General features: G+C 71.6%; 10 protein-coding genes. 6 read left to right on the top strand and 4 right to left on the bottom strand.

The features are described from left to right. Nucleotides 1-67: 67 nt before the first annotated feature. Together D6689_11140 and D6689_11135 are read right to left on the bottom strand one after the other, a co-directional pair. Nucleotides 68-1,531 carry a serine/threonine protein kinase gene (locus D6689_11140; protein ID RMH41429.1) on the bottom strand — a complete coding sequence of 488 codons (1,464 nt, stop codon included), beginning with the start codon at nt 1,529-1,531 and terminating at the stop codon, nt 68-70. Then, nucleotides 1,528-2,049: an FHA domain-containing protein gene (locus D6689_11135; protein RMH41445.1), complete on the bottom strand. Its 522-nt coding sequence runs from the start codon at nt 2,047-2,049 to the stop codon at nt 1,528-1,530. Before D6689_11135 ends, D6689_11140 begins: the two co-directional genes overlap by 4 nt. Before the next feature lie 750 nt (nt 2,050-2,799). On the opposite strand from D6689_11135, the gene D6689_11130 reads away from it, so the two are divergent. The 5 genes from D6689_11130 (at nt 2,800) to D6689_11110 (ending at nt 10,507) form a co-directional block, all read left to right on the top strand. Next, a complete protein-coding gene (locus D6689_11130; protein RMH41428.1) occupies nt 2,800-4,323 on the top strand; it encodes a hypothetical protein in 1,524 nt (507 codons plus the stop codon). A 15-nt stretch (nt 4,324-4,338) separates the two neighbouring features. Continuing rightward, a complete protein-coding gene (locus D6689_11125; GenBank protein RMH41427.1) occupies nt 4,339-5,526 on the top strand; it encodes a hypothetical protein in 1,188 nt (395 codons plus the stop codon). A gap of 19 nt (nt 5,527-5,545) precedes the next feature. Then, a complete protein-coding gene (locus D6689_11120) occupies nt 5,546-6,748 on the top strand; it encodes an AAA family ATPase (protein RMH41426.1) in 1,203 nt (400 codons plus the stop codon). A 25-nt stretch (nt 6,749-6,773) separates the two neighbouring features. Further along, nucleotides 6,774-7,190, top strand: a complete 417-nt coding sequence (locus D6689_11115) for a response regulator (GenBank protein ID RMH41425.1) — start codon at nt 6,774-6,776, stop codon at nt 7,188-7,190. Between the two features lie 407 nt (nt 7,191-7,597). Next, nucleotides 7,598-10,507, top strand: a complete 2,910-nt coding sequence (locus D6689_11110) for a HEAT repeat domain-containing protein (GenBank protein RMH41444.1) — start codon at nt 7,598-7,600, stop codon at nt 10,505-10,507. An 86-nt stretch (nt 10,508-10,593) separates the two neighbouring features. On the opposite strand, the gene D6689_11105 is transcribed toward D6689_11110, so the two are convergent. Then, nucleotides 10,594-11,259 carry an adenine nucleotide alpha hydrolase gene (locus tag D6689_11105; GenBank protein RMH41424.1) on the bottom strand — a complete coding sequence of 222 codons (666 nt, stop codon included), beginning with the start codon at nt 11,257-11,259 and terminating at the stop codon, nt 10,594-10,596. Nucleotides 11,260-11,261: 2 nt separating this feature from the next. Then, on the bottom strand, nt 11,262-11,810 hold the full coding sequence (locus tag D6689_11100) for a hypothetical protein (protein RMH41423.1): 549 nt from the start codon (nt 11,808-11,810) through the stop codon (nt 11,262-11,264). A gap of 128 nt (nt 11,811-11,938) precedes the next feature. Between D6689_11100 and D6689_11095 the strand changes: the two genes are divergently transcribed. Beyond that, the coding region (locus D6689_11095) for a hypothetical protein (protein RMH41422.1) at nt 11,939-12,135 on the top strand (197 nt) is incomplete at its 3' end.

The following is a 12,135-nucleotide window of genomic DNA, read 5'->3' as shown; positions in this document are numbered from 1 at the left end:
GGATCTTGCGCACCGGGGGCGTCGGACGCAACCGGCGCGGGGCGCGATACGCGCCGTCCCGCGTCGATCATGCGGCGGCCGACGGGCGCGGGCCGGCGCGCACGCACAGCCGCCACAGGTCGCGCGCCTCGGCGAGGGCGCCGGCGGCGTCGGGCCGGTCGTCCGGGGTGGGCGCGCCGAGTCGGCGCAAGTGGTCGTCGACCGCGTCGGCGAGCCCGGGGGGCCAGTCGCGCGCGACCTCGCGCGGCACGGCGAAATCGTCCGCAGTGCGGCGGCCGGCGAGCACGGCACCGGGGGCCCCGGGCACGCGCCCGGTGAGCATCTCGTACAACACGACCGCGGCGGCGAACACGTCCGACTCGGGTCGAGTGCGCCCGCCGCGCTGCTCGGGCGCCATGTACGCGAGCGTGCCTTCCGCGGCGACGGCCGGCCGATCGCCGGAGCGCGCGGGGTGGGGCAGGTGGGCGATGCCGAAGTCGCCGAGTACGATCTCGGCGCCGGGCTCGTCCGCGTCGCGGCGAAACATCAGGTTGCCCGGCTTGATGTCGGCGTGGACGATGCCGCGCCGGTGGGCGGCGGCCAAAGCGCTCAGCAACTGGACGTGGCGCTCGAGGGCGCGGCGCACGGGGCGCGGGCCGCGGTCGCGCAGGACGTCGCGCAGGGTGCCGCCCGCGGCCCACTCCATCACGATCCGGCGGGCGGGCTCGTCCAGATCGAGGATGGCGACGATGTTGGGGTGGCGCAGCGACGCCGCGATGCGCGCCTCCGCGAAGAACCGCGCACACGCGACCGACTGCGGCCCCGCTGCAAGGTGTGGATGCAACAATTTGACCGCGACGTCCCGTTCGAGGTCGCGGTCGCGCGCGAGATAGACGACGCCGGTCGCCCCGCGGCCGAGTTCGCGGACCAGATGGTAGCGCGCGCCGGCCGCGCCGCCGAGGGCATCCGGTCCGGCGATCGTCGCGCCGAGCGCGGCCATCGGCGCGCCGCGCGCCGCGCGCAGCCGGTCGACGCGCTGGCGCACGTTTGGGTAAGTGACGTCCCGCGCGAGCACGGCCTCGTAGTGGCGCAGCGCGCGCACTTCGTCGCCGACCCGCCGGTAGTGTTCGCCGAGCAGGTAGTGCGCCCGCGCGGCGTGCGCGTCGTCGCGCGCGAGTTGCTCGAGGTGCGGCACGGCCGCCGCCGTGTCGCCGCGGTCGACCAACCACTCGGCCAGGCGTGCCCGCAGGGCGGTGCGCGCCGTGTCCGGCGTCGCCTGGGCCGCCAGCAGCTTGTCGAGCCACTGGATGGCCAATCGCTCGTGGCCGCTCGCGCGCAAGCGGTCGACGGCGTCCCAGAAGGCGTCTCCGCCGATCTCGTCGCGGCGGCGGCCGTCGGCGGCGGCCGCCACGAGTTCGGACAGCCACGCATCCGCTTCGTGGACCGGCGCGGGCGGTGGCGTCGCCGGGGCGGCGGGCAGCGCGCCGGCCGCATCGTCGCCGGCGCCTTGGGCCCAGTCGATCAGGCGCTGCCACAGCGATCGCCGCTTCACAGCACCTCCAGTTCGATCCCCGCGATCGACAGCGCGTCGCGGTGGATCAGCTCGACGGAACCGAGCGCGACGGCGCGATCGTTCAGGCGCAGGGGCGTGCCGCTCGGCACGGTGCGCAGCCGCGGCGATCCACCCGAGAACTGGACCACCGCCGGCACCGACGGCACCGGGAGCTCGTCGCCGTCGGCGCCGGCCACCAGCGCGACGCCGCGGTCGATGCCCGACACCACCTCGACCGCGAGCAGCGGGGGGTCCCCGCGTACCTCGAACTCCAGCGTGCAGTCGTCGCCGAGCGAAAACGCCCCGGCGCCCGCCAGCGGTACGGCGCCGGCGATCGGCAAGTCGCCGATGCGGGTGCCGTTGCGCGAGCCGAGGTCGCGCAGCACGAACGTGCGGCTCGCCCCGTCGCCCTCCACCGCGATCGCCGCATGTGTCCGCGAGATCCCGCCCGACCGGAGCACGACATCGCACAGCGCGTCGCGGCCGAGGGTGACCTCACGCCGCGCCGCCAGCACCATCCGCGGCGCGCCGCGACGGCGAAGCTCGACTCGTCCGCCGGTGATGACGCGCGCGTCGAGGTCGTCGAGCAACTGGCGGTAGGCGGCCTTGTCCTCGGCGATCTCGACGCAGCGCCGCAGGGCGTCGCGCGCCGCCGTGCGGTCGCCGCCGGCCATGTGGACCTCGTATTCGCCGAAGGCGTCGGCGAGGGCGCGCGCGCGCCGTTCCCGGGCGGCGTCTCGGGCCAGCGCGTGCTCCATGCGCTCGACGAGTCCGCCGGCCTCGAACGCGCGGGCGGCGGCCGCGTCGTCGCCGATCGACTCGAGCGCGTCGCCCGCCTCCTCGTACGCGCCGGCGTCGACGAGCAGGGCGGCGGCTTCGCGGACGCGCTCGCGGTCGCGGTCGGTCGCCACTCCCTGGTCCCGCGCCTGCGCCAGCAGCGCGCGCCCCAGCCGCGCACAGACCTCGGCGCGTTGCGCGGCATCGTCGGCCGCCCAGTGCAGCGCGTCGCGCAGCGCCGCGATTTCGGCGGCGCGCGTGTCGGCGCGCGCCGCGCGCGCCAGGTGGACGCGCACGGCCGCGGCCAGCTCGCCGGCCAGCGCGTAGCGCTCCGCGGCCAGCTCGAGATCGCCGGCGGCCTCCGCCGCGACCGCGGCGCGGTAGTCGGACGACAGCAGGCGCTTGAGCAGGCTCACTCCCCGAGTGTAGTGCAAGCGCCGGCGGCGGCGCGTCCTTGCGCGGCGGTCGCGTCGTCAGTACGCTGGCAGCTCATGCTCGAGCACGTCGCGGTCGGCCAGTCGCGGTTCATGACGCCGGGCGTCGCACCCGACCCGCGCGGGGTACTGCTCGGCCGCTTCGGGCTGCTCGTGTTCCCCACCCTCGAGGGCGTCGTGTCGTGGCTGCGGGTCTACTCGGCGGAGGCATCGCTCGACGAGCTGCTGCCGAGTCTCACGATCGCGCGCGCGCGCACGCCGCTGCGCAGCCAGGAGTTCCTGGTCCGCATTCCCGCGATCTCGAGCTACACGATGGACCGCGCCGCCCGCTGTGCGAGGCTCGTCGGCGGCGCCACGTTCACCGGCACGTCCAAGCATTTCGTCCGCTATCGAGACGAGCGGTCGCCCTACGGCTACGACGCGGTGGACATCCACGCGCTGCCGGCAGGCGCCGACGTGATGGTCCACGGCGAGGACTACACGCAGACGTACACGCACGAGGCCGCGATCGCGTTCGAGACGCTGCTGTTTCGGCTGTCGCGGCGGCGCGTTCCCGGCGGCGATCGGCTCGCCGCCGAGGACCGGGCAGACCTGTTGCTCGTGGTCGAGCGCGGGCTCGGCGATGGCGTGGTCCGCTACCTGTGGCGCAATCGCGTGCGCGCGCAGGTCGGCATCGCCATGCCGCGCGGGGCCAGCGCGTTCGACGCCGCGCGCGAGCGCGGGTATTGGGTCGCCCGCGTGCAGGACGTGCCGCAGCGCATTCTCGACCTGTTCATCGCGACCCCGGGGATCGCCGTGTTCCGTCCGGTCACGCCCAACGCGGCCGTCGAGGTCGGCTACCGGCACGTGATCGATTTGACCTCGTGCGCGAGCGCGCTTGCCGGCGACGCCTACTACGTGTTCTGGGGCGGCGACCGCGTCGACACGCTCGACGGCCCGCTGCAACTCACGCCGATCGAACACCTCACGCGGATCGACGTCGACCTCGACGGCCGGTCCGATGGCGACACGTTTCAGGTGGATGCGCCCGACATCATCGGCGTCAGTATTCGGCTGGCGGCGTCGGTCGCGCCGCCGCGCCACGTCGTCGGCGCGCTCGTGCCGCTCGAACGCGCGGCGTGGGTCAAGAAGCTGGTCTACGTGCTGCCCCAGCCGGTCCTGCGCGGTCACCGCGTCGCGGTGACCGATCGCGGCGTGTTGCTCGTGGCGCACGAGGACATCGATCTCATCCCGCTGGGGCAGTTGCTGTCGGAACTGGCGCCGGGGTTGCTCGTACCGCTCGGCATGGAGATCGCGCCTCGCGTCGCACCCGACGTGCTCGCGCGCACGCTCGGCCACGGCGCGGGCATGTTGACCGTGTTCCCGGGCGACGGGCCGCCGTTTCAGATCGCCGACTCGGCGCTGCAACCGCTCGAGCGGCGGACGCTCGCCAAAGTCGAGGTCGTCGAGGCGACGGCGATCGACACGGCCGTGCCACGGTCGTCGGATCCCGAGGTGGTCAACGACCCGATCGGCCGGTTCGCCCTGTGGGGGCGCCCGCGGCGGTCGCGGCGCAAGGCGCTGCCGCCGGGTGACGAGTGACGGGGTGCCGCATCCGTGCCGCGCGACGTGAGCCAGTTTCTCTCCGAGTTCGTGCTGCCGCTGGTGCGCGGCGGGCCGCTGCACGTCGGCGATCCGCTCGACCCGACGGATGTCGAAGCGTATTGCGCCGACTTGCCGCACGCGTCGGTGTCGGCCGTCGCCGTCGACGACGCGCGGACCGACGCGATCGCGGACCTGGTCGTCCGCCCGCCGTCGCTGGTGCTCGGCGAGGACGAACTGTTCATCGCCGCCGCGGTCCACAACCTGCTGTTCCTCGAGCATCCGTGGACCGACGCATGGTGGATGACCTCGCGTCGATGCGAGCGCGTGCGCCAGGTGGCGATGGGGTTCGCGCAGCGGCCGCCCGCCGAAGACCGCGATCGGTTGCTGGCGCGCCACGGGCTGCTGCACAACCTGTTTGCGCTCACGCGCACCGACGTCAAGCTCACCTGGTGGACCGGGTCGGCGACCTTCTACGGCCAGCGGCCGCCGGCGCGCCTGCGCCGGTGGCCCACGGTGCGGCGCGTGTCCGAGCACGTCACGCGGGCCAGCTACGCCGACCTGCTCGGCGATCCGGACGTCGAGCCGGTGGTGGCGCAGCTCGTGCGGCTGTCGCCGCTCACCGACCTGTTGTCGCAGCCGCGCGACGGACCGCCGCTGGACTGGAGCGCGGCGGTGTGTGCGCTGCGCGATCTCGAATTGGCGCGGGCGGTCGCGTATCGCACGCTGGGCGACCTGTCCGGCGTCGACGCGCTGACCGGCGCCGCTCGCATGGCCGCCGCGTTCGAGCGTTGGGTCGACCGGACGCCCGCCGCGGCCGACGTCCGCGCGGTCGCGGCATTCCTGGTCCACCTCGACGCGCTCCTCGCCGTCGCCGAGGCGCGCGAGCGCGACGCCGACGCGGCGTCCGCGCTGCTGGCGTCGGCGCTGGCGCCCGAGCGTGCGGCGCGCCGCCCGCGCGGCCTCGGCACGCTGTTCGCGCTGCCCGACGCGCTGGCGCGGGTGGACCCGACCTTGGGCGAGCCGCCCGGCTTGCGCGACGACGCCGCGGTATGGCGGCGCTGGCGCCAGCATCGCCGCCAGGTGCGGGACGCATCGTCCGACGCGGTGATCGACGCGCTGGCGGCGCGGCTGCGGCGCGCGCTGGCGGCTGCAGCAGAAACGCGGGACGCGGCGGGACCGCCGGGGACGCATTCGAGCTAAAGTAACCGCCCACCGCGACATGGCCAGCCAACCCCCCAGCGCGACGACGCCGATCAACTTCGCCGCCTACGGTGCGCGATTTCAGGAGGTTGCGCGCGTGCTCAACGCGCACTTCCTCGACAAGCAAGAGATCATCCGCCTGCTGATGGTGTCGGCGATCGCGGGCGAGCACGCGGTCATCGTCGGTCCGCCCGGGACGGCGAAGTCGGCCATCATCCGGATGTTCGCGGAACTGATCGACGCCGCGTACTTCGAGTACCTGCTCACGCGCTTCACCGAGCCCAACGAGCTGTTCGGCCCGGTGGACATCAAAGAGTTCCGCGAGGGCCGCTACACCCGGCGAACGGAGCGGATGCTGCCCGAAGCCGAGATCGTGTTCCTCGACGAGATTTTCAAGTCGAACTCGGCCATCCTCAACTCGCTGCTCACGATCATCAACGAGCGCCGCTTCGCGACCGGGGCCGAGGTGCGCCAGGTGCCGCTGATCAGCTTGTTCGCGGCGTCGAACGAGGTGCCGAACGACGAGAACCTCGCGGCGATGTTCGACCGATTCTTGCTGCGCGTCCGGTCGGACAACCTCGACAGCTACCATTTCCACGAGCTGATCGCCAAGGGGATCGCCAACGAGATCCGCCGCATGGGGGGGCGCAAGGTGGCGAGCGAGCCGATCGTGAGCGCCCGCGATTTGCACCTCATCCAGCGCCACTTCGACCGGGTGATGGTCTTTCCCGAGGACTTCCTGGCCAAGTACAAGGGCCTGATCTTCCAGATCCGGTCCGAAGGGATCACGGTGTCCGACCGGCGCGTCGTGAAGCTCCTCAAGCTGTTCGCGGCGTCGGCCGTGTTCGACGGCCGCGACACGGTCACCGACGGCGACTTCTTCGTGTTGCGCCACATCTGGAACAACCTCGACCAGGCCGAACTGCTCGAGGAAATCGTCAACCCGGTGGTGGACGCCTACTATCGCGAGCATCCCGATCAGCGGCGGTTCATCGGGCCGCAGGCAAGCCTCGACGATTTGCTCGCGGAGCTCAAGCTCATCCGCGAGCTGCTGCAGGCCGGGACGGAACTGTCCGACATCCAGCTGTTTTCGCAACTCAAGAACCTCAACGAGATCAAGGCGGCGCTGTCCGCGATTCACAACGACACGGCACGGCGTATGATCCGAGAGGTCGACCAACTGCTCGAGAGCGTGTTTTCCTCGTCGAAGTTCGGCGGCTAACGGGCGACGCGCCGCGGCTCGCGCGATGTCTTCTCCGGCACAAGTCCTGCGGGTGTACATCTTCGACGACGTCGTCGCCGCGCGCGGCGAGGAGTTTCGCATTCCGGGCGTCGACGTCACCGTGTATCCGCACGCCGACGACGCGGCGGCCGTCACCGTGCAGCCTCGCCCGCAGCCGGATGTCGTGTTCATGGATTTTGCGCTCGGACCGGGGCGCAAGGACGGAGCCACCGCGATCCGGGAAATGCGGGCCGCCGGGTACCGCGGCTGGATCGTCGCGATCTCGAGCGATCCGGCGGCCAACGGCGAGATGCGGGCGGCCGGCGCCGACGACGCTCTGCCGAAAAAAGCGCACCTGCGATCGTACCTGGTCCACCTCGGCCGCGAGTTCCTCGTCGGCCGCACACCGTGGGGGGCCGGAGGCGCGGCCCGGGGCAGGTGACCGATGGCGCTGCCCGACGAGCGCCGCCGCTCGTTCCTCGCGCGGCAACTCGGGACCATGGCGCTGTCGCACGTGCGCGCCGACAACCCGATGGCCCCGGTGCGCGCAGCCGGTTGGTTCAATGCGATGTCGCGCCTTGGCGTCCACTTGCCGCTGTTCGTGGTCCACGACGTCGGCCAGCTGTTTACGGCGCGGCGTTCGGCCGGCGGTCCGGTGATCGGCCCGCGCCGGGATGCGATCGCACGCCTCGCGCCGCCGCCGCACGTCGTCGCGCTGCTGGAGCAGTACGCGGAGTTGCTCGAGCACATCGCCGCGTCCGAGGTCGTCGACAAGGCGGCGGGCTGGCGCCTGCGCGACGACCTGGTCGCGGCGCTGTTGGTCCGCGCATTGGGCGATGTCTACGCGCGATGGCGCGATCCCGCCAAGGCCGTCGGCGTGCAGCAGCTGCCGATGGACCCGGGCCTGTACGCGGACGTGGATCCGGTCGACCTGTTTTCGAGCTTCGATCCGTCGCTCGTGTACGGGTTCCTGGAACACATGGTGGCGATGTCGCTGCACGTGTACACGTGCGTCGAGCTGATCGATCTCGACACGCTCAAGCTGCTCGGGTTGTTCCGCGACGATCGCGTCGCCGCCACCGAGTCGCTGGGCTCCGCGATCGACATCGTCGACCTGTTCAGCGCGCTGCAGTCGCCCGAGGCCGCCGACATCGCCAACTTCTCGCTCGACTTGTTGCCGTCGGTGCTCGAGACCAAGCGAGCATCCGGCGTGCAGACGTTTTCCGTGGACGGTTATGCGTCGATCGAGCGCCGCGGGCACGTCGATTCGCTCGTGCTCAGCGAACTCGCCTACCCGCGCGAAATCTTCGAGCAAAAGATCGTCGACCAGGAGCTGCTCTACTACGGACACGAGCAGCAGCGCGAGGAGGAGCGGTGGCTGCAATACATCCTGGTCGACTCGTCGGCGTCCATGCGCGGCCAGCGTCAGGTGTTCGCACGGGGCCTGGCGCTGGCGTTGGTCAAGAAGCTGACGTTGCAAGGCGACGAGATCTGGCTGCGATTCTTCGACTCGCGACTGCACGAGCCGGTCAAAGTGAGCCGCGGCGGTGTGTTCCCGGTGCCGTACGTGCTGGCGTTCCGGTCCGAGCGCGGCCGCAACTACGGCAAGGTGTTCCGCCAGCTGCTCATCGAGATCACGCGGCTCAAGCGCGACGCGCGCCGGCGCATCGTCGTGTACATCATCACACACGGCGAATGTCACGTCGCCGGCGACCTCATCGCCGCGCTCGGCCAGCACGCCTACTTGTATGGCATCATCATCCTGCCGTCGTCCGAGGTGTCGCTGGAGTTTCTGCCGCTGCTCGACCGATACCAGGTGGTCGACCGCGAGGCGTTGTCGTCTCGTGCGGAGCGCCGCGATCGGGCGCTGCACATCGTCGGCGACGCCGCGCACCAGCACCGACCGTAGACGACCCGATGGCGCGCGACAGCTTTGCATCGATCGAGACGACCGCCGCGCAGGCCGAGGCGCTGCTAGCGCAGGGACGCTACGCCGAGGCCGAGCGTTACTATCGCGACCTCGTCGCGCAGACACACGTCATCGATTACGAGTACGACGACTGGCTGCGCCGGCTCGCCGAAATTTACGCGCTGCTCGATCGCCATCGCGAGGCCGGGTACATTTACTTGTACCTGCACTATTTCGATATGGCGCGTGACGCGTTCAAGGGGGACGCGGGTACGGTGGCGCGCGCGCGCGTGCTCGAGGTCGAGAAGCGATGGGCGGACGCCGCCGCCGCGTACCAGGAGGCGCGGTTGCCGGTGCACGCGGCCGTCGCCTACGAGCGCGCCAAGCAGCCGAGGCAAGCAGCCGAGCAATGGCGCGCGTTGGCCGACGATCCGCGGCTGCGCGATCGCCCCTACGAGTTGGCGCTCGTTCACTTCAACCTCGGGATGGCGCTGGTCCGCATCGACGCCGGCTCGGCCGAGGGGCGCCGCGCTCTCATCGACAGCCAGCGGCGGCTCGAGCAGGTGGCGGAGGACTTCGAGCAGCGCGGCGAGCGCGAGCGCGCGTTCGACTGCTATCAGATTTTGCTGAAGCTCGGCAAGGACTCCGGATCGTTCGAGAACCTGGCGGAGGGGTACATCAACTGCATTCGCGTGCTCAAGGAGGACAACCTCAAGTTCTACGTGCTGCAGTACTACGAGGACTTCATCCGGCTGGCGCTGCAGCGCGGCGAGCTGCACGCCGCGGCGACCCTGTACCAGGAGGCGGCGGACTACGCGGTGCGCGCGGGATTGCCGTACGACCGGCACTACCTCGCCGAGGCGGCCGCCACGTGGGTCAAGTGCGCGGACAAGTCGATCGCGGACGACGCACCGGTGGAGTTCACCGAGAACGCGTTCGTCGCCGCGGTCGGCTGTTATTCGGCGATCGACGACTTCGTCGCCGTCCGCGACGTGTACGAGCGATTGGCGGAACTCCCGCTGCCGGACAAGAAGCGGGAGCGGTACCGGCGGATCGCGTCGCGCTACACGACGGCGCGGCAGAAGCGGCGCGACGCTCCCGAGTTCCCCGACTATCTCAAGCAACAACACGCCTACGCCGACATCTGGTTCGTCGACCTGCTCGAGTGGGAACTTGGCGGCGATCCGTTCCAGGTCGCGGCGTCGATCATCGGGGATCTGCGCTATCCGGACGGCATTCGCCGCCGCGCGCTCGTCGTCGTGCTCACGCTGGCCGACGCGGCGCTGCGCGACGAGACGACCGCGCCCGCGACCCTCGCGCACGTGGCGGAACTGCTCGGCGAACTGCAGTCGTACGCGGCGCTGTGCCCGCTCGAGCGGCTGTACGAGCACGAGGATCCCGCGGTGCGGCGCGCGGCGGTGCGCGCTCTGCGGTTCTTGTTCTTCAAGCGCAGCTTCGCGCTGATCGGCCGCGCGTTGGAGGACGTGGACGGGGGCGTGCGCGAGGCCGCGATCGAGGCGCTGCGCGGGCTGCACTTTCCGCATGCGTTCAACCCGCTGGCACGGATCTACCGGGAGTCGAACGACGCACGCGTGCAGGCGGTCGCGCTCGAGTCGATCGGCAAGATCGGTACGATCGAAGCGGGAGAGATGCTGCTCATGGTGCTGCGGCAGGAGGAGGGCACGCTGCGCGACGTCGCGCGGCGCGCGCTGGCGTCCTTCGACAACGCGGACGTACTGCCGATCATGCGGCAGTACTTCCAGCTCGAGACGAACGCGGAGGCGCGCCAGGTGCTCGAAGACCTGCTCGGCCGTGCGGCCGGCGGAGGCCGCCGCCGACCGGTGCTGTAGGCGGGTCGCGCCGGCGGATTCGCGGCGGGAACGGCGACCGCGGCGGCGGGGGCGGCGGAGCCCAGATCGATCGCCGGCTCGTGCAGCTACTCTGGGAGGAGGTCCGCGAACACGAAGCCGTCTCGTTCGACCACCTCGCCGCCGCGGACGGAGATCGCGCCGCGAAACATCGGGCCGGCCGTGACGAACGTGTGGAACTCGCCGTTTTCGCCGCACGGGTCGACGGCCGCGGGCAGGTCGTCGAGCAGGCCGGTGTCGAACGTGCGGCCGGCGAAGGCTGGAGCGAGGCGCTCGGGGTCGACGCACGTGAGCACGGCGCGGACGCCGGCTTCGACCATCTCGCGCGCCAGCGCCGATGTGTCGCGGCCCCACAGGGGGAAGACGGCCCGCATCCCGACGTCCGCGAGCTGCGCTTCGCGGTACTCGCGAATGTCGCGCAAAAACAGGTCGCCAAACACGACGTGCGTCACGCCCGCGGCGCGGGCTGCGAGGAGCACCCGGCGCATCTCGGCCTCGTATACGTCGTTCGAGCACGGCGACGGGATCGCGACCTTCGCGCACGGCAGCCCGAGTTGGTCGGCCTGTCGATCGAGCAACTCCTCGCGGACACCGTGCATCGACACGCGGCCGAAACGCGCGGTGACCGTCGTCACGAGCCCGACGATCTCCACGCTCGGGCTGCGCCGGGCGGCCAGCAGCGCGTAGGCGCTGTCTTTGCCCGAACTCCACGACACGAGCGCCTTCGGCGCCATCGCTACGCCGTCTTCGGCAACGCGAAGATCGGGAAGCGCCGCTGGGCGAACGCGAAGGCGCCGAACAGGATCGCCGCGTACACGAGATCGCCGACGAGCGCGAGTCCGTAAAACGGGATCGCGGCGATGTAGCACGCTGCGAGCCCGGCCGCGGTCGGCGGGTAGCTGCCGCCGGTCGCCCACACCGCGAAGTTCGTGGTCGCAAAAAACAGCGTCGACGATGCGATCACCGCCGTTGCGACCGGAACGATGCCGCGCCGCCGCCGGAGCCAGAACCCGATGCACGTGATCAGCGCGAAGCTCAGGTACACGGCCGCCATCTGGGAATGAAATCCCCAGCCGAACAGGACTTCGAGCGCGGCATCGCTGACCAACATCGCTGCGAGCGGCACCGCGAACGCCCAGCGGCGGCGGTCGAACCGGGCGCCGGCGAACACGGCCATCGCGGCGATCGGGGTGACGTTCGGCGGATGCGGCAACACGCGCAGGGCGGCGGCGGCGAGGACCATGGCCGTCACCAGTCCGAATCGAGCTCGCAGTGTCCGGTTCATGGCCCGCGTGATACCGCAGGGCCGCGCATGCCGGCAACCCTCGGCGCGGGCGCGAGCGGGCGGCGCCGCGCCCGGCCGGCGGCCGGCAAAGGGGGGCACGCCGGATGACAATCGCAGCGACGCGCTTCATGATGGCGACGACGATGAAGGACGAGACGACGAGGGCGGCGCGGGCGCGCGGGTGCGCGGCGGCGCGGGGCGTGATGGCGATGGTGACGGCGGCGGTGCTGGCGACCGCCGGATGCGGCGGCGCGGACGACCGGGACGCGGGGCCGTACGGCAAGCCGGACGGCGGGGAGATCCCGCGGCTGGAGGTGCAGCGCGG

It is taken from the genome of Deltaproteobacteria bacterium (genome assembly GCA_003696105.1).
Classification (GTDB): Bacteria; Myxococcota_A; Polyangia; order Haliangiales; family J016; genus J016.
This window is presented reverse-complemented; position numbering and strand designations above follow the sequence as displayed.